Origin of the sequence: Stenotrophomonas sp. CASM110 (assembly GCF_049384345.1) — a bacterium.
GTDB lineage: Bacteria > Pseudomonadota > Gammaproteobacteria > Xanthomonadales > Xanthomonadaceae > Stenotrophomonas > Stenotrophomonas muris.
The window spans coordinates 131,115-147,244 of the sequence record NZ_JBMRGI010000010.1 but is presented as its reverse complement, the minus strand read 5'-3'; the positions used below and the strand labels follow the sequence as shown (position 1 = coordinate 147,244).

Sequence of the window (16,130 nt, the reverse complement as noted above, 5' to 3'; positions counted from 1 at the left end):
CGCGTCATTTTACGCGATCGGCCGCACCCACGCGGCTGCCGACGCGCCCGCGCAGCAGGCGCGCGATGATCGAAGCGCCCAGCGCCAGCACCACCGTGATCACCAGCAGCACGATCTGGTAGCCGCGGTCATACGCGGCCGTGGCCAGTGCGAACCACTCGCCCTGCCCGCTTTCACGTGCCACGTGCAGCGCCTGGGTGAAGCCTTCCCGTGCAAGCGCGGGCATGTCGGCCGAGACCGGCAGGAATGCGCCATACACCGCCGCGCTCAAGCTGCCCAGCATCGCCACCGCCAGCAGGCCACCGAACTCGTAGGACACCTCTTCCACCGACGAGGCCATGCCCGCACGGTGCGCCGGTACGTTGTTGAGGATGGCGGTGGACGCCACCGAGATGGCCGAACCCATGCCGAAGCCGGTGATCGCCATGCCGGCGACCACCCAGCCGAGGCCGTGCGGGAAGCCGAATGCCACCACGCCGACACCCAGCGCACCTGTGGCCAGGCCGCCACAGATCAGCGGGCGCAGGCCCACCCGGTGCAGGATGCTGCCGCCCAGCAGCGCACTGGGCAGGCTGCCCAGCGCGGCCACCGACACCAGCAGGCCCGCCTGCAGCGGCGAAAAGCCCGCCACCAGCTGGAAGCGCTGGGTGGTGACCAGCTGCAGGCCGGCCATCGCAAACAGGGTGAACACCGCCGACAACGTGCCGGCCAGGAACGCCGGATTGCGGAAGATTGCAAAGTCCAGCAGCGGGTACGGCAGCTGCTGCTGGCGGCGCGCGAACGCCGCACCACTGATGGCGGCCAGCAGCAGCGCGCCTGCACCCAGCGCATACGACGGCGGCGTAGCGATCAGCGACTTGATCGCCAGCACCAGGCCGGACAGTGCAGCCAGAGCCAGCAGCGACGAAACCAGGTCCCACGGTCGCGAGGGGTCGCGCTGGCCTTCCGGTGCCAGCAGCAGCGTGGCCACGAACGCGACCACGACCACCGGCACGTTGATCAGGAACACCGAACCCCACCAGAAATGCTGCAGCAGCCAGCCACCGATGATCGGGCCAAGCGCCGCACCGACGATCGCCACCGAACCCCAGATCGCGATGGCGATGTTGCGTTCGCGCGCTTCGTGGAAGCTCAGGCCGATCAGCGCCAGCGTGGCCGGCATCATCGCGGCCGCGCCGACCGCCAGGAAGGCGCGCGCGGCAATCAGCAGCCCTGCGGTGTCGGCGAACGCCGCTGCCAACGATGCCACGCCGAACACCACCAGGCCGATCAGGAACATGCGGCGGTGGCCGATGCGGTCGCCCAGCGTGCCCGCACCCAGCAGCAGGCCGGCCATCACAAGCGGATAGGCGTTGATGATCCACAGCGCCTGGCCGGCACTGGCCGAGAGTTCTTCGGTCAGCGTGGGCAGGGCGGTGTAGAGCACGGAGTTGTCGAGCGTGACCAGCAGCAGGCCGGCGGCGACGGTGAACAACAGTGCCCAGCGACGGGCACGCGACAGGGCCGGAGCACCGGCCAAGGGCTGGGACGAAGCCATGGGAGAACCTGGTGGGGGTGGATTACGGCGATAACTATACAGGATGTCCTGTATATTTATGAAGACGGCGACAGCGGCTCAGATTGCGGTCCGGGCAATGTTCATGTTGCCGTGCCCCTCATGCCCGGTCTTGGCTGGTGTCCGGGATCATCACCGGCAGTCTTCCGGCAGCGCAGCAATCGCCGCTACCACCGCCGCCTGCATGCCCTGCCCCACGGCCATGTCCAGCTCCCCGCCCGTTGCCCCGTGCTGGCGCCGCAGCTCGTCCTCGCACAGGCCGCGCACCCGCGCGCGGGCATTCGCGCGCAGGCTGCTGCACCGCCAGTCGGTGCCACCCAGCGGCAGCACCGAATACACCACGCTGTTGCAGGCGTTGCCAGCGCGCTGCTGCAACGACCGTCCACCAAAATCCCGGGGTTCACTACTGCGCTGCGGGTCGAAGTAGCTGTCCGGGAAGGTGCGCGCGTACTGTTCGATGTCCAACGCCATGCTGCGCCCAGCGCCCAACGGCATCTGCAGCGGCTGCCCGCACCGCGTCGCATCGGCGCGATGCTGGATGTACTGGTAGATCGGCCGGTCCAGCGATGGATCCTGCTGGGTCACCGCGCTGACTCCCGCCAGCACCGGCAGCGATGCACGATTGGCCATGCGCGCCAGCAGCCCCGCCTGCGCTGGCTGGCAGCGGTCGCGCACTGTTGCCGCAAGCAGGAACAGCACGTCGTTGCGGAACGCGTGGTCGTCACCCAAACGCTGTTCGATGCGCTGGCTGGCGTCGGACGCCGGCGCCGGGAACGCGACCGCCGGCGGCGCGATGGCTGCGCGCTGCCGCTGCCACCACGCCAGGAGCACGATTGCGCCCAGCAGCGCCGCGGCAGCCAGGATCCAGCACCGGCGCATCAGTTGCGGATCGCCGTCAGCGTGGCCGCTGCGGCATCGTAGGACGCGCTGGCAATGTCCGCATCGAAGCGCTTCACCTGCAGGCGGCCGGCCAACCGGTACGGGTCCCAAAGATCGCCCAGCGTGATCGGCGTGGCCAGGGTCACATGGATGATCTGGTTCGGTGGCGGCGGCGGCACGTGGATGCACGCACCGTAGAACGGCACGAACAGCAGCTCATCGACCAGGCCGGCATCATTGGTGCCCAGCGGTACCACGTAGCCATCCAGATCCACCGCGCGACCGTCGACAGCGTCGACCACGCGCGAAGAGCCGAACTGCTTGGCGCGATCCGGGCTGGAATGGTCGATTTCCTGCCCCGGTGGCGTGCCCGAGCCGGTGTCGTCGATCAGGCCGCCCACCCCGTCCATGCCATTGCGTGACAAGCCGATCTGCGGGGGCGGGCGCTGGTAGGTCACTTCGTCCGGCCGCAGCGCGTCCCAGCGGTCGATAGGCGTTTCGGGCGCGGCGGAGGGCAACGGCTTGTCGCGCGGCGTGGCCACCACGGCATCACCGCCCGGTGACGTGCAGCCTGCCAACCAGACGCATCCAAGCAGCAACACAGCGCTACGGTTCATAGGGCCTCAGCTGGGCATCGCGCATGGTGTAGGCGGAACCGGCCAGATCATCATCCAGCCGCTCGTCACGCAGGGTGCCGGCCAGGAAGAACGGCGAGTACATGTCCGGCATGGCGATCGGGCGCGGCAGCACCACGTGCACGATCTGGTTCGGTGGCGGCGGTGGTACGTGGATGCAGGCGCCGTAGTACGGCACGAACAGGAATTCGGTCAGGCGCCCATCCTGCGCAGTGGCCAGCGGCACCACGTAGCCGGGCAGGCGCACCGGACGCTGCAGCACCGTATCCACGGTACGGAACGTGCCGAATTGCGGCATGCGCCGGTTGCCGTTGTGCTCCACCTCCGGGCCCTCTCCGCGCTCCAGCGCGGCCAGCTCGTCCTTGGGCATCATCTGCAACCAGTCCAGTTCCTGCTCCGCCGCATCCGCAGCGCCAGCGTGGTCGACAACCGGCGGAGGTGGCAACGCCTGCACACCGGTATCCACCGGCCGCTCGCAGGCTGCCAGCGCCAGTACCATCGGCAATGACAGCATCCAGCGCATGCTCAGCCTCCCGGCGACAGGCCATCGGCCAAGGTGCGCCGGTAGGCCAGCAACGCCGGCACCAGCCCGGCCACCGCGCTGATCGCCAACACACCCGCCACCCAGGCCAGCTCGCGGCCATCCGGCCAGACATGGGTGATGGACAGGCCGAAGGTGGCCAGGGCCCAGCCGCGTCCGGCCATGCTGGCGGCCACCAGCAGCGCCAACGCCAGCACGCAGGCCACGGCACTGGTCGCCACCGCTTCCACTACCAGCAGGCCGGCGATGTAACCCGGCCGCGCGCCGGTCGCACGCAGGATCGCCATCTCGCGCCGCCGCTGCTGCAGCGTCGAGACCAGCAACGCCACCAGCGAGACCATGCCCAGCAACACCACCAACGCGCTGATCAGCTGCAGGGCGCGCTCGGCCGTGCCCAGCGACTGCCACAGCTGCTGCAGCGTCACCCCGGGCAGGATCGCCAGCATCGCCTCTTCGGGATACTCGTTGATCCTGCGCTGCACCGAAAAGGTGGCGATGCGCGAGTTAAGGCCGAGCATGAAAGCGGTGATGCTGGTCGGGGTCAGATCGAGGTGGCGCGCCTGCTCGGCACTGACGCTCTGGCTGCGCAGCTGCACACCCGAGCGCCAGTCGACGTGGATGGCCTCGATCGCCGGCAGCGAGACCAGCAGCGACGAATCCACCGGCGTGCCGCTGCGCTGCAGGATGCCGGAGACCCGGAACGGCTTGTCGGCATGCGTGGCCAGCGTGACCGCGCCGGTGCCGTGCGCCAGCACGATCTCGTCGCCGAGGCCGACCTTCTGCGCGCGTGCCACCTCCGCGCCGATCACCGCGTCATACAGATCATCAAAGGGCCGCCCCTGTGCAAAGGCAAGCGCATGACCGGAACCATAGCGATAGTGTTCAAAGTAGCCGCCAGTGGTACCCACTACCCGGTAGCCGCGCCAGGAATCGCCCAGCGACAGCGGCACCGCCCACTTCACCTGCGGTATTGCGGACAGCGCCTGGTAGGACTGCCAGGACACGTTGTTGGTGGGGTCACCGATATGGAACACCGCGTACAGCAGCAGGTTCACCGGCCCCGAACGCGCACCGACAATCAGGTCCGTGCCCGACACCGTGCTGGCGAAGCCTTCGTGCGCCTGCGTGCGCACACGCTCGACACCCAGCAACAGCACCACGCTGAGGGTGATGACCAGCACGGTCAGGCCCACGCTCAACGCGCGGCTGCGCAGGCTGGCCCAGGCAAGCTCAAGCATGGCCGGCACCTGCCTGGTTGATCTGAGACAGGGCAATCGTGCGGTCGAACAACGGCTGCAGGCTGTCGTCATGGCTGACCACCAGCACCGTGGTGCCGGCCGCCTCGCATTGCGCCGACATCAGCTTCAGGAACGCGGTCGCCGCGTCGCGGTCGAGCGCCGAGGTCGGCTCATCAGCCAGCAGCAACGCCGGGCGGCCGATCAGCGCGCGTGCCGCCGCCACGCGTTGTTGCTGGCCGACGCTGAGCGTGCCGGCGCGGCGCTGCATCAGCCCGGGGTCCAGCTGCAGGGCCTGCAGCAGTCGCGCGATCTCGGCATTCAACGGCCCGCTGATGCGCGCACTGCGCAGGCGCGAGAAGCGCAGGCCCAGTGCGATGTTGTCGCGCACGCTGAGAAACGGCAGCAGGTTGAACTGCTGGAAGATCACGCCCAGGTGGTCGGCGCGGAAGCGATCCCGCGCGGCACCACGCATCGCCTGCAGCGCGTGGCCGGCGACCTGGATGCGGCCGTTGCCGGGCAGCAGCACGCCCGCCAGCAGGCCCAGCAGCGTGCTCTTGCCACCGCCACTGATTCCGCGCAGCAGCACGCTGCTGCCCTGCTCGATCCATAGCCGCGGCACGTCCAGCACCAGCCGCCGGCCATAGCCGAACTGCACGCCATCCAGCACGATCACCGGTCGCATGCTCACGGTGCCAGCACCACGCGCAGATTGTCCGCAGTCAACACGCTGCGGTTCTGGCCATGGGCGGTGGTGCTGTTGACGATCACTTCGTGCAGGCCCGGGAATACTGCGGGCAGGCGCACGACGATGGCCCGCAACCCGGCAGGCTTGGTGCACTGGTACCGCAGCGTTGCGCTGAACCCTGCGTGGCGATGCTGACCGGGCGGCGGCGCGGCAGCCATCGCATCGAAGCCCTCGGCCCTGGCATCGTTCGCGATAAGGCGGCAGCCCGCGGCGGTGGGCAAGGTGACCCAGCTGCCGCTTTGCAGCAGCGCAATCGCACGCGCCAGCGCGGCCTGCTCGGTTGCATTGGCCGACGGCCGCTCGAAATCAAGGATGCCGATGCCGGGCGCCTGCAGGGCGAATTCCAGCGTCTGCTGGTCAAGCGCAAGATCAACGGTGGCCTGGCCGTGTACGTGCGCACCGAGCTGGCGGACATCATGGGCCTGTGCAGCGCTGGCAGCCAGCAGCAGGAAAAGAGCAGCAGAACGCTTCATGGGAGAGGCTCCAATTGTTACTATGTAACATTATGGACCACATCCCCACGACGCCTGCAAGGGCCCTGGCCCAGCCGCCAGCTTCGGCACGCTGGCACCCCCGCTTCGATCTAGCCGGGGCCTGGCTGTCCCTGGCCTGCGCCGCCCATTGCATCGCCCTGCCCCTGCTGTTGGCCTTCGTGCCGGCAGCGATGATGGCGCTGCGCTCGTTCCAGCACCCCGGCCATGGCGCGATGACGTTTCTGCTGATGATGTCGCGCTGGGAATGGCTGTTTGCGCTGCTGGCCTCGTCGCTGGCCTTGGCGAGCACCTTGGCCGGGGTTCACCGGCATGGGCGCTGGCGACCTGCAAGGCTGGCCTGCGTCGGCGCCCTCCTGCTGTTGCCGGCCTCGCTATACCTGCCGCTGAAGGAATCACTGCTCTGGCATGGCGTGGCGACAGCTGGTGGTGGCGTGCTGCTGGCATGCGCGCACATCGGCAACCGGCGCGCGCTGCACAACCGCCGGTAGTGCCGGCCGCTGGCCGGCAGCCCCTGGGACCCGGTAGCCGGCCAGCGGCCGGCGCTACCCCCCCATTCACGTCAAACGGACGCTGGCCGAGCGTCTGCGTCACGTGGTCGACGAAACAGGTGATGCGCGCGGCCAGCGCGGTGTTGCGGTAGTACACCGCGTTGATCGGCTGGCGCACCTCCTGCGTCTGCTTGGCGAACAACTGCACCAGGCGGCCGTCACGCCGGTCCTGGCGGGTCAGGAAGTCGGACAGGCAGGCGATGCCCAGCCCGGCCACCGCCATCTGCCGCAGTGTCTCGCCACTGGACGAAGCAATCGCCGGCTCAATCACGAAAGGGCCGCCATCGGCATCCTGCAGCGGCCATTCGTTCAACGAACTGGGCTGGGTGAAGCCAAGCAGGTCGTGCTCGCGCAGCTGCTCCACCCGCGTGGGCGTGCCATGCCGGCGCAGGTACTCGGGGCTGGCCACCACGCGGATGCGGCTGTGGCCGATCGGCCGCGCATGCAGGGTGGAATCGCGCAGCACGCCAATGCGGAACGCTACGTCGGTGCGCTTCTCGATCAGGTCGGTGATGCCTTCATTGGAATTCAGCTCCAGCTCCACCTGCGGGTAGCGCTCGCGGAAGCCCTCCAGCAACGGCACGATGACGTGCAGCATGAACGGCGTGGCGGCGTCTACGCGCAGGCGCCCGACCGGCTGCAGCCGCCGCGCGGCCATCTGTTCCTCGGCCTCGTCCACCGTGGCCAGGATCGTGCGCGCGTACTCCAGGAATGCGGCTCCCTCCTCGGTCAGCTCCAGCCGCCGCGTGGTCCGCCGCAGCAGCGTGGTCTGCAGCTTGTCCTCCAGCCGCGCCAGGGTGCGGCTGGTGGCGGAGATGGTCAGCTCCAGCTCTTCGGCCGCGGCAGTGATCGAACCGCTGTCGACCACGGCCACGAAGGCCTTCAGCTCATCCAGGGTGGTTTTCATTTTTTACCTCGGCGCAAAAGCGTTTCCCGTATACACGGCTTAATCAACAAATGTAAAGCGCCCACACTTCGCCCTGTCCCGAGCCCACCGGCTCTCAACGAAGTCCCTGGAGTCCATCATGAGCGTTCCTTCCTTTGGCGTCGGCACCTTCCGCCTGACCGGCCAGACCGTCATCGATTCGGTGCGCAACGCCCTCGACGTCGGCTACCGTGCGATCGATACCGCGCAGATCTACGGCAACGAAGCCGAGGTCGGCCAGGCCATCGCCGAATCCGGCGTCCCGCGCGACGAGCTGTTCCTGACAACCAAGATCTGGGTGGACAACTACGCCGCCGACAAGCTGATCCCGAGCCTGCGCGACAGCCTGGCCAAGCTGCGCACCGGGTACGTCGACCTGCTGCTGATCCACTGGCCGGCGCCGGGCAATGGCGTTGAACTGCGCGAGTACATGACCGCGCTGGCCGAAGCCAAATCGCTGGGCCTGACCCGTCAGATCGGTGTGTCCAACTTCAACATCGAACTGACCCGGCAGGCCATCGAGGTGGTCGGCGCCGGCGAGATCGCCACCAACCAGATCGAACTGAGCCCCTACCTGCAGAACCCGGCACTGACTGCCTTCCTGCAGGAACAAGGCATCACCGTCACCTCCTACATGACCCTGGCCTACGGCAAGGTGCTGAAGGACCCGGTGCTGGCCGCCATCGCCGACAAGCACCAGGCCACCGTCGCCCAGGTCGCGCTGGCGTGGGCGCTGCAGCGGGGTTACTCGGTCATCCCGTCCTCGACCAAGCGCGAGAACCTGGCCAGCAACCTGCTTGCCCAGGACCTGCACCTGGATGCCGATGACATGGCCGCGATCGCCGCGCTTGACCGCAACGGCCGCGAAGTCGATCCGCCCGGCCTGGCCCCGGCCTGGGACTGAGGAGCCTCGCCATGGGCAGTGCGTTGACGCGGCTGCAGGCCGGTGGTTTCAGCATCGGCATCGAAGCACCGCTGGACAATGACTGGACGCCGCTGGGCGAACAGGCACGACGCGCCGCGCGACGCCTGCCCGGCGAACCGGACCTGCAGCGCCATGCGGAGCTGGCACGGTTGGCCGACCGCCTTGGCTTCCGTGCGCTGTGGGTACGCGACGTGCCGGTGTACGACCCGGCCTTCGGCGATGCCGCACAGGTGTTCGAGGTGTTCAGTTACCTCGGCTACCTGGCCGGCATCACCGAGCACATCCTGCTGGGTACCGGCGCGGTGGTGCTGCCGATCCGCGAGCCGTTGCTGACCCTGAAGTCGGCACGCAGCGTGCAGCGGCTGAGCGGTGACCGCCTGCTGCTGGGCGTGGCCAGTGGCGACCGCCCGGTGGAGTACCCGCTGTTCGGCCGCGACTTCGACAGCCGTGGCAGCCGCTTCCGCGAGCAGATCGCACTGCTGCGCGAAGGCGCCGCCGCGCACCTGCCGCAGGGCCTGGACGTGCTGCCCGCGGATGGCCCGGCCCTGCCGCTGTTCGTGGCAGGCCTGGCCCAGCAGCAACCGGCGTGGATCGGCCAGCACATGGATGGCTGCCTGGCCTACCCGGGCACGCCGCAGGACCATGTACAACGCGTGGCGGCCTGGCGCGCCGTGGCCGGCAACAAGCCCTATGCCAGCTTCATCCACCTGGACCTGGTGGCCGATGCCGATGCTCCTCTGCAGCGCTGGCGCTTCGGCCTGCGCGGCGGCCGCAACGCCCTGCTGGCCGAACTGCACGCCATGCAGGCGGCCGGTGTCGACCACATCGGCCTGCAGTTCCGCCGCAACGAACGGCCGTTGGCCGAAACCTTCCACGAAATCGCCGAGTACGTGCTGCCGCACTTCCCGGCCCATGCCGGCGCCGCTGCGCCGCATGCCCCGCTTGCCGCCCCCGCGACGGCCTGACAGTTACCGGAGCTTTGCCATGAAGATGAAGACCCTGGCCGCGCTAGCGCTGGCCACCCTGCCGCTGTCCTTCCAGGCCACCGCCGAGGACTGGTACCCCTCTGCCTACGGCGCCAACGACGAGATTGGCGCGGCCAACCTGCTCACCGCCGACGTGGTCAAGCACGCGGTCACGCTGGTCAGGACCGGCAAGACCTATCCGCTGGCGGTGCCGGTGGACAAGAACCTGCCCGCGTTCCGCCACCGCAGCTTCCGCCTGTACAACGTGCAGGTCGGCCAGCAGGCTGGCAAGTCGCTGGGCCCCAACAAGTTCACCTTCAACGATGAACTGGTGAACGCCTGGACCGGCGTTGGCACCCAGCTCAACGGCATCGGCCATATCGGCATCGACAACGTCTACTACAACGGCAACAAGGCCGCCGACTTCGTCACCGTGGACGGGGTGCGCAAGCTCGGCGTCGAGAAGGTGCCGCCGATGGTCACCCGTGGCGTCGTGCTGGACATGACCACGTACTACGGCAAGGCGATCGTGCCCGGCGGCACCGAGTTCACCGTGGCCGACATCCAGGCCGTGCTGAAGAAGCAGGGGCTGCGCCTGCGCAAGGGCGACGTGGTGCTGTTCAACACCGGCTGGCTGGAACTGATCGGCAAGGACGACAAACAGTTCCTGGAAGTGGAACCGGGTATCGGCATGGAGGCGGCGAAGTGGCTGGCCGACCAGGGCATCGTCGCCTTCGGTGGCGACACCTGGGCCTCGGAGGTCTACCCGAACCCGAATGGTGCCGAGGAGTTCCCGATCAACCAGTACATGCTGGCTAAGCGTGGCATCTACAACCTGGAGCTGATCGACAGCCGTGCCCTGGTGCGCGACAAGGCCTGGGAATTCCTGTTCGTGCTCGGCCAGCCGCTGTACGTCGGTTCGACCCAGGTCAACATCAACCCGGTGGCAATCCGATGAACACCGCCGCTGACCTTCCCGTGTTCGCCGGCCGCCGCTTCCGCGTCAGCTATGACGGCCTGGCCGCCGACAATGTCTACAGCGCCGATGGCCGCCACGTGCAGTACGCCATCGTCTCTGGCGCCTATGCCGGTGCGCAGGGCGAAGCCGCCTGTGAGTGGCAGCGGATCAGCGACGGGGTCTATGCCATTTCGTGGCAGGAAGCCGATGGCGCTACGGTCGTGCATGTCGATGACTTCGCGGGCGGGCATTCGCTGGCCTGGTTCACCGCCACCGATGGCAGTTTCCATCGCATGCAAGGGCCGCTGGCAGCGCTGTGATGCCGGCCAGCGGCCGGCGGACGGAACATTACAGATCGGTAATGCAGGGGTCAGGGCAGCGAAAGGCGCTGCCCTCCACCCTGTGGCCCATGTCTTCCACAGGTGTCCCACGCATGGCCCGTCCCCTGCTCCGCTCCACCGCCCTTGTTGTCCTCGTCTCCGGCCTCGCGGTTGCGCCCCTGGCCCTGGCCCATCCCAGCCTGGTGCGCTCGACGCCGGCCGCCGACGCGACCGTGGCGCCGGCCAGCCAGATCGAGCTGCAGTTCAGCGAGAAGGTGATGCCGCGTGCCACCCGCATCGAACTGAGCATGGACCATGGCCGCATGAAGATGGCCATGCCCACCACTGCGCAGGAGCTCTCCGAAGATGGCCACACCCTGCGCGCACGCTTCGCCAAGCCCTTGCCGGCAGGCAGCTACGCACTGCAGTGGCGCGCGGTGGGCCAGGACAGCCACCCGATCACTGGCACGTACCGTTTCACCGTGAAATAAGGCTGCCATCGTGGCCGAGCTCTCGCCGTATGCGCTGCGGCTGGCACTGTACCTGGTGCTGATGCTGCTGTTCGGGCGGATGCTGTTCGTCCGTCCGGGGCTGCCGCGCGGCGTCTCGCTGGCGCTCGCCCTGATCGCGTTGGCCGTGGTGGTCACCGATGCCATCACCCGCTTGACCGGTGTGCTCGGCATCGCGCCGGCCGACATCGACCCTGCAACGGCGCACTGGTTCCTCACCGGTACGCCGGTGGGTAAAGCCGGCCTGCTGCGTACCGTGGCGGTGCTGGCGATGCTGCCCCTGCTGGCATTCGCCACGCCGCTGCCGGGCCTGCGCCGCGTGGCCCTGCTCGCTTTGTCTGCCACGGCGTTGGCCAGCCTGTCCTGGAACGGCCACGCCGCTGCGGGCGATGGGTTCGGCGGCACCTTGCGGCTGCTGGCCGGCATCGTGCACCTGCTGGCCGCCGGTGCCTGGGTCGGCGCGATCGCCGCCATCCTGCAGTTGGCGCTGCGTCCACAGGGCCTGCGCCTGCGCGAGCGCACCTACGAGTTGTGGCGGGCCGCGCACAGCTTCGCCCTGCCGGGCACGGTCATCGTCGCCCTGCTGGCAATGACCGGCACCTATACCTATGTCGATCTCGGCGGTTCCGTGCAGACCCTGACCGGTACCGAGCATGGGCGCTGGCTGCTGCTCAAGCTGGCCCTGGTGGTCGGCATGCTGGGGTTGGCGGCGCTGCATCGCTGGCGATTGGTACCGGCCTTGGCCACCTCCATCCGCGACGGCTGGCAACCGCGGCCGCTGCGTTCCCTGCGCCACAGCCTGGCCTGCGAGTCGGTGCTGGCCGTGCTGGTGCTGGCCTGCGTGGCGGTGCTTGGTACGCTGGACCCGTTGGCGTGAGCCTGCGCAGCCAGCCCACGTGCAAGCTGCGATGATGGGCGCATCATGAAACTGCTGATCGTCGAAGACGAACCCAAGACCGGCAACTACCTGCGCCAGGGCCTGATCGAGGCCGGCTACGTGGTCGATCTCGCCTGCAACGGCGTCGACGGGCTGCACCTGGCCGGCAGCGGCGAGTACCAACTGATCATTCTCGATGTGATGCTGCCCGGCCTGGATGGCTGGAACGTGCTGTCGCGGTTGCGCGACGGAGGGTGGCAGACACCGGTGCTGTTCCTGACCGCGCGCAGCAGCATCGCCGACCGCGTGCAGGGCCTGGAACTGGGCGCCGATGACTACCTGGCCAAGCCGTTCGCCTTCGCCGAGCTGCTGGCGCGGGTACGCACCCTGCTGCGTCGCGGCCAGGCACAGCCGCAGGCCGAGCGCATCATCATCGCCGACCTGGTGGTGGATACCCTGCGCCGCCGGGTCGAACGCGGCGGCCAGCGCATCGCCCTCAGCCAGAAGGAATACACCCTGCTGGAGCTGCTGGCGCGTCGCCAGGGCGAAGTGCTGCCACGCTCGCTGATCGCCTCGCAGGTGTGGGACATGAACTTCGACAGCGACACCAACGTGATCGACGTGGCGATCCGCCGCCTGCGCGCGAAGATCGACGATGACTTCGATGCCAAGCTGATCGTCACCGTGCGCGGCATGGGCTATGTGCTGGAGGCGCCGGACGGCGGTGCCGTGCACAGCGGATGAGCCTGCGTCGTTCCATCGCGGTACGGCTGACACTGCTGTTCGCCATCGTGGCCACGCTGGTGCTGGCCGCATTGGGCGTGGCGATCTATGTCAGCGCCCGCCATGATCTTGTTGCCCAGGACTTCATCGAACTGGAAAACAAGATCGCGTTGATCCGCGACCTCGCTGACAATGGGCCTGCCGCCGCGCGCGGACCGCGGTTGGCAGAGGCGCTCGGCCATCATCCGGATATCGCCTTCCACATTGTTGATGGGAGCGGAACCGTACTGTTCTCCACTGCGCCGGCACTGCTGCGCGAGCATGCACGCAGCCAGCCCATCGACGCCGCGCCACGGCGGCACGACTGGATCCTCACCGATGGTCGCTGCATGCATGCCCTGCACCTGCGCCAGACGCTGGCCGACGGCAGCCAGCTGGTGACCCTGCTGGCCATTGATGACAACCGTCACGCCGACTTCCTGGAGCGCTTCCGCCACCTGCTGGCAATCGCCATCATCGGCGCCGCGGTGGCCAGCAGCCTGCTCGGCGGCTACGTGGTGCGGCGCACGCTGCGGCCGCTGCGCACGCTGGCCGATGAGGCAAGGCAGATCACCGCTGGCCGGCTGCAGCGCCGCCTGAGCGCGCGCAGTGCACCGACCGAACTGGAGCAGCTGGCGCAGACCCTCAACGGCATGCTGGCACGCCTGCAGCAGGACTTCGCGCGGCTGACCGAATTCTCCGGTGATCTCGCCCACGAGCTGCGCACGCCCATCACCAATATGCTCACCCAGGTGCAGGTGGTGCTGGCGCACCCGCGCAGCAACGAGGCCTACCGCGAGACGCTGGCGTCGTGTGCCGAGGAACTGCAGCAGCTGGCACAGACCGTGGGCGACCTGCTGTACCTGGCGCAGGCCGAAGCACCGGGCGCGCTGCCTTCGCGCGAGCCGGTGGCGCTGGATGGGGTGGTGGATTCGCTGCTCGAGTTCTACGAGCTGCTGGCCGAGGACCGGCAGTTGACCCTGCGCCGCGAAGGTGTGGCGAGCGTGGAAGGCAACCGCTTGATGCTGCACCGGGCGATTGCCAACCTGCTGTCCAACGCGTTGAAGCACGCCGCTGCCGGCAGCGAGGTGCGGGTACGGCTGGCCGAGGCCGATGGCGTGTGCAGGGTCAGCGTGCACAACGTCGGCACGCCGATTTCCGCCGAAGCGCTGCCGCGCCTGTTCGATCGGTTCTACCGCGGCGAGCGTGGCCGACACGAAGGTGCGGGGCTGGGCCTGGCGATCACCCGCGCGATTGCACAGGCGCATGGCGGCAGCGTGAGTGTTGCGTCCGATGACACCGGCACCGTGTTCGAGTTGGTGCTGCCGAGCGCCGCAGCCCGGTAGTGCCGGCCGCCGGCCGGCACCCCCGGTGCATGAAGCGCATTGCAGCTGTCGGCCAGCGGCCGGCACTACCGCGTGCGGTCGGACAGCTTCGCGTGCCGCTCCGGTAGTGCCGGCCGCTGGCCGGCACCTCCGGTCTGCTCGAACACCCCGGCCACCCAGTCGATGAACACCCGCAAGCGTGGGGACGGCGTGCGGTTGCGCGGGTAGACCAGGCTCAACGGGCTTGGGGTCGGTGGCGCGTCCGGCAACAGCTCCACCAGCTGCCCGCGCGCGATATACGGGTCCATCCGGTAGCGCGGAGCCTGGATGATGCCCAGGCCCGCCAGCGCGGCGCCGAGGAACGCATCCGCACCGGACACACGCACCCGCACCGGCAGCGGCACGTAGCGCACCTGCCCGCCCTGCTGGAACTCCAGCGGAATCAGCTGGCCGGTGGCGCTGGAGCGATAGCCCACCATTTCATGGCCGCCCAGCAGGGACTCGATGCTGCCTGGCACGCCCTTGGCCTGCAGGTAGCCCGGCGCGGCCACCGTGACCTCGCGCAGCATCGCCAACCGGCGCGCCGCCAGATCGCTGTCGGCCAGCGTGCCCACCCGCAGCGCCGCATCCACACCTTCGCGCAGCAGATCGACATAGCGGTCGCCTTCGCTGACCTCCAGTTCGATCTCCGGGTAGCGCTGCAGGAAATCCGGCAGGTGGGGAAACAGCAGGTGCCGGCCCAGCGTGCCATGCACCTCAATGCGCAAGGGGCCGCGCGGCGGCGCGTCACGGAAGGCGGCCTCGGCGTCGTCCATGTCGGCGATCAGGCGCAGGCAACGGCCATAGAAGGCCTCGCCTTCCAGCGTCGGCACCACCAGCCGCGTGGTCCGGTGCAGCAGGCGCACGCCCAGCCGCTGTTCCAGCGCCTTGATCGCGTCGGTCACCGTGGCCCGCGGCAGGCTCAGGTCCTCGGAGGCCCGGGTGAAGCTGCGGCGCTCGACGATACGGACGAAGGCGCGCATGGCCGTGAAGCGGTCCATTGTTCGGCTATCCGGATGATGTTGGCGGATTATGCAGGATTATCCGAAAGCGCGATTTCGCGAAGATGGCGCTGCGCCACTTCGGCGTGTCCCCGTGGAAGTCACCATGACCCTCTCCCCCGCCCGCTCTGTCGCCCTGGTCACCGGCGGATCCCGTGGCATCGGTGCCGCCATCTCGCGTCGGCTCGCCGCCAATGGCCACGCGGTCGCGATCAACTATGCGGGCCGCCGCGACGACGCCGAAGCCTTGGCGGCCGAACTGAACGCCGCCGGCGCGCAGGCCATCGCGCTGCAGGCCGATGTGTCCGATCCGCAGGCGGTGCGCCAGCTCTTCGACGCCATCGAAGCCCGTTTCGGCGGCATCGACGTGGTGGTCAACAGCGCCGGGGTGCTGCAGCTGGCACCACTGGCCGATACCGACGACGCCCTGTTCGAGCGGGTGATCGGCATCAACCTCAGGGGCGCCTTCAACGTGCTGCGCGAAAGCGCGCGACGGGTGCGCGACGGTGGCCGGCTGATCACCCTGTCCACCAGCGTGGTCGGCATCCGGCTGGATAACTACAGCGTGTATGCGGCCAGCAAGGCGGCGGTGGAGACGATGGGCGCAATCCTCAGCAAGGAGCTGCGCGGGCGCAACATCACCGTGAACGCCGTGGCGCCCGGACCGACCGCCACCGATCTGTTCCTGGATGGAAAATCGCCCGAGCTGATCGAGCGGCTGGCGAAGATGAACCCCCTGGAGCGGCTGGGTACGCCGGAGGACATCGCCGGTGCGGTGGGGTTCCTGGGAGGTGCCGATGGCGGATGGATCAACGGCCAGGTGCTGCGCGCCAACGGCGGGATGGTATAGATCGCACAGGTGGCATCCACGCATGGCGCGACGCCCTTG

General features: G+C 68.5%; 18 protein-coding genes and 1 pseudogene. 10 read left to right on the top strand and 9 right to left on the bottom strand.

Annotated features, from left to right (window positions below; translation table 11 throughout):
* Nucleotides 1–4: 4 nt before the first annotated feature.
* The 7 genes from VG561_RS11290 to VG561_RS11260 all read right to left on the bottom strand — a co-directional run bounded on the left by VG561_RS11290 (nucleotide 5) and on the right by VG561_RS11260 (nucleotide 6,066).
* Complete coding sequence (locus tag VG561_RS11290; RefSeq protein ID WP_197574995.1) at nucleotides 5–1,537, bottom strand: MFS transporter; 1,533 nt, start codon at nucleotides 1,535–1,537, stop codon at nucleotides 5–7.
* Between the two features lie 150 nt (nucleotides 1,538–1,687).
* On the bottom strand, nucleotides 1,688–2,434 hold the full coding sequence (locus VG561_RS11285; protein WP_262093867.1) for a hypothetical protein: 747 nt from the start codon (nucleotides 2,432–2,434) through the stop codon (nucleotides 1,688–1,690).
* Entirely contained in the window at nucleotides 2,434–3,051 is a 618-nt protein-coding gene (locus VG561_RS11280) for a DUF3299 domain-containing protein (RefSeq protein ID WP_262093866.1), read from the bottom strand. The genes VG561_RS11285 and VG561_RS11280 overlap by 1 nt, the downstream gene beginning before the upstream one ends.
* The gene (locus tag VG561_RS11275) at nucleotides 3,041–3,592 is read right to left on the bottom strand and encodes a DUF3299 domain-containing protein (RefSeq protein ID WP_164077886.1); all 552 of its coding nucleotides are present in this window, start codon (nucleotides 3,590–3,592) and stop codon (nucleotides 3,041–3,043) included. Before VG561_RS11275 ends, VG561_RS11280 begins: the two co-directional genes overlap by 11 nt.
* Nucleotides 3,593–3,594: 2 nt before the next feature.
* Entirely contained in the window at nucleotides 3,595–4,848 is a 1,254-nt protein-coding gene (locus VG561_RS11270; protein WP_262093865.1) for an ABC transporter permease, read from the bottom strand.
* Nucleotides 4,841–5,536, bottom strand: a complete 696-nt coding sequence (locus VG561_RS11265) for an ABC transporter ATP-binding protein (RefSeq protein WP_423179594.1) — start codon at nucleotides 5,534–5,536, stop codon at nucleotides 4,841–4,843. The genes VG561_RS11270 and VG561_RS11265 overlap by 8 nt, the downstream gene beginning before the upstream one ends.
* Entirely contained in the window at nucleotides 5,533–6,066 is a 534-nt protein-coding gene (locus VG561_RS11260; protein ID WP_046430878.1) for a ZrgA family zinc uptake protein, read from the bottom strand. The genes VG561_RS11265 and VG561_RS11260 overlap by 4 nt, the downstream gene beginning before the upstream one ends.
* A 32-nt stretch (nucleotides 6,067–6,098) precedes the next feature.
* On the opposite strand from VG561_RS11260, the gene VG561_RS11255 reads away from it, so the two are divergent.
* Nucleotides 6,099–6,575, top strand: a complete 477-nt coding sequence (locus VG561_RS11255) for a MerC domain-containing protein (protein WP_046430880.1) — start codon at nucleotides 6,099–6,101, stop codon at nucleotides 6,573–6,575.
* A gap of 70 nt (nucleotides 6,576–6,645) precedes the next feature.
* Here VG561_RS11255 and VG561_RS11250 read toward each other — a convergent pair.
* Nucleotides 6,646–7,542 (bottom strand): annotated as a pseudogene (locus VG561_RS11250) (LysR substrate-binding domain-containing protein); the annotation flags it as partial.
* A 118-nt stretch (nucleotides 7,543–7,660) separates the two neighbouring features.
* On the opposite strand from VG561_RS11250, the gene dkgB reads away from it, so the two are divergent.
* The 8 genes from dkgB (at nucleotide 7,661) to VG561_RS11210 (ending at nucleotide 14,222) form a co-directional block, all read left to right on the top strand.
* Nucleotides 7,661–8,464 carry a 2,5-didehydrogluconate reductase DkgB gene (dkgB, locus tag VG561_RS11245; RefSeq protein ID WP_164077987.1) on the top strand — a complete coding sequence of 268 codons (804 nt, stop codon included), beginning with the start codon at nucleotides 7,661–7,663 and terminating at the stop codon, nucleotides 8,462–8,464.
* Between the two features lie 11 nt (nucleotides 8,465–8,475).
* Complete coding sequence (locus tag VG561_RS11240) at nucleotides 8,476–9,450, top strand: TIGR03571 family LLM class oxidoreductase (protein WP_423179593.1); 975 nt, start codon at nucleotides 8,476–8,478, stop codon at nucleotides 9,448–9,450.
* 19 nt (nucleotides 9,451–9,469) lie between these two features.
* Nucleotides 9,470–10,408, top strand: coding sequence for a cyclase family protein (locus VG561_RS11235; RefSeq protein WP_142234817.1), 939 nt, complete (start codon nucleotides 9,470–9,472; stop codon nucleotides 10,406–10,408).
* Entirely contained in the window at nucleotides 10,405–10,728 is a 324-nt protein-coding gene (locus tag VG561_RS11230; RefSeq protein WP_169411111.1) for a MoaF-related domain-containing protein, read from the top strand. Before VG561_RS11235 ends, VG561_RS11230 begins: the two co-directional genes overlap by 4 nt.
* A gap of 113 nt (nucleotides 10,729–10,841) precedes the next feature.
* Nucleotides 10,842–11,219 carry a copper homeostasis periplasmic binding protein CopC gene (copC, locus tag VG561_RS11225; protein ID WP_032962626.1) on the top strand — a complete coding sequence of 126 codons (378 nt, stop codon included), beginning with the start codon at nucleotides 10,842–10,844 and terminating at the stop codon, nucleotides 11,217–11,219.
* Between the two features lie 10 nt (nucleotides 11,220–11,229).
* Nucleotides 11,230–12,114 (top strand): copper homeostasis membrane protein CopD, encoded by an 885-nt coding sequence (gene copD / locus VG561_RS11220; RefSeq protein ID WP_423179592.1) that lies wholly within the window; start codon nucleotides 11,230–11,232, stop codon nucleotides 12,112–12,114.
* 45 nt (nucleotides 12,115–12,159) lie between these two features.
* A complete protein-coding gene (locus tag VG561_RS11215; RefSeq protein ID WP_423179591.1) occupies nucleotides 12,160–12,858 on the top strand; it encodes a heavy metal response regulator transcription factor in 699 nt (232 codons plus the stop codon).
* A complete protein-coding gene (locus VG561_RS11210; RefSeq protein ID WP_423179590.1) occupies nucleotides 12,855–14,222 on the top strand; it encodes a heavy metal sensor histidine kinase in 1,368 nt (455 codons plus the stop codon). The genes VG561_RS11215 and VG561_RS11210 overlap by 4 nt, the downstream gene beginning before the upstream one ends.
* Nucleotides 14,223–14,287: 65 nt before the next feature.
* Here the strand turns inward: VG561_RS11210 and VG561_RS11205 are convergent, their stop codons facing one another.
* Nucleotides 14,288–15,241, bottom strand: a complete 954-nt coding sequence (locus tag VG561_RS11205) for a LysR family transcriptional regulator (protein ID WP_423179589.1) — start codon at nucleotides 15,239–15,241, stop codon at nucleotides 14,288–14,290.
* A gap of 106 nt (nucleotides 15,242–15,347) precedes the next feature.
* Between VG561_RS11205 and VG561_RS11200 the strand changes: the two genes are divergently transcribed.
* On the top strand, nucleotides 15,348–16,091 hold the full coding sequence (locus tag VG561_RS11200) for an SDR family oxidoreductase (RefSeq protein ID WP_423179588.1): 744 nt from the start codon (nucleotides 15,348–15,350) through the stop codon (nucleotides 16,089–16,091).
* Nucleotides 16,092–16,130 lie beyond the last annotated feature (39 nt).

What these genes read in the sequence shown, in the direction of transcription:
- VG561_RS11200 (WP_423179588.1), top strand. Translation starts at nt 15,348, where the DNA reads ATGACCCTCTCCCCCGCCCGCTCTGTCGCCCTGGTCACCGGCGGATCC.
- VG561_RS11215 (WP_423179591.1), top strand. Translation starts at nt 12,160, where the DNA reads ATGAAACTGCTGATCGTCGAAGACGAACCCAAGACCGGCAACTACCTG.
- VG561_RS11235 (WP_142234817.1), top strand. Translation starts at nt 9,470, where the DNA reads ATGAAGATGAAGACCCTGGCCGCGCTAGCGCTGGCCACCCTGCCGCTG.
- VG561_RS11275 (WP_164077886.1), bottom strand. Translation starts at nt 3,592, where the DNA reads ATGCGCTGGATGCTGTCATTGCCGATGGTACTGGCGCTGGCAGCCTGC.
- VG561_RS11230 (WP_169411111.1), top strand. Translation starts at nt 10,405, where the DNA reads ATGAACACCGCCGCTGACCTTCCCGTGTTCGCCGGCCGCCGCTTCCGC.
- dkgB (WP_164077987.1), top strand. Translation starts at nt 7,661, where the DNA reads ATGAGCGTTCCTTCCTTTGGCGTCGGCACCTTCCGCCTGACCGGCCAG.
- VG561_RS11240 (WP_423179593.1), top strand. Translation starts at nt 8,476, where the DNA reads ATGGGCAGTGCGTTGACGCGGCTGCAGGCCGGTGGTTTCAGCATCGGC.
- copC (WP_032962626.1), top strand. Translation starts at nt 10,842, where the DNA reads ATGGCCCGTCCCCTGCTCCGCTCCACCGCCCTTGTTGTCCTCGTCTCC.
- VG561_RS11255 (WP_046430880.1), top strand. Translation starts at nt 6,099, where the DNA reads ATGGACCACATCCCCACGACGCCTGCAAGGGCCCTGGCCCAGCCGCCA.
- VG561_RS11290 (WP_197574995.1), bottom strand. Translation starts at nt 1,537, where the DNA reads ATGGCTTCGTCCCAGCCCTTGGCCGGTGCTCCGGCCCTGTCGCGTGCC.
- VG561_RS11205 (WP_423179589.1), bottom strand. Translation starts at nt 15,241, where the DNA reads ATGGACCGCTTCACGGCCATGCGCGCCTTCGTCCGTATCGTCGAGCGC.
- VG561_RS11285 (WP_262093867.1), bottom strand. Translation starts at nt 2,434, where the DNA reads ATGCGCCGGTGCTGGATCCTGGCTGCCGCGGCGCTGCTGGGCGCAATC.
- VG561_RS11270 (WP_262093865.1), bottom strand. Translation starts at nt 4,848, where the DNA reads ATGCTTGAGCTTGCCTGGGCCAGCCTGCGCAGCCGCGCGTTGAGCGTG.
- VG561_RS11210 (WP_423179590.1), top strand. Translation starts at nt 12,855, where the DNA reads ATGAGCCTGCGTCGTTCCATCGCGGTACGGCTGACACTGCTGTTCGCC.
- VG561_RS11260 (WP_046430878.1), bottom strand. Translation starts at nt 6,066, where the DNA reads ATGAAGCGTTCTGCTGCTCTTTTCCTGCTGCTGGCTGCCAGCGCTGCA.
- VG561_RS11280 (WP_262093866.1), bottom strand. Translation starts at nt 3,051, where the DNA reads ATGAACCGTAGCGCTGTGTTGCTGCTTGGATGCGTCTGGTTGGCAGGC.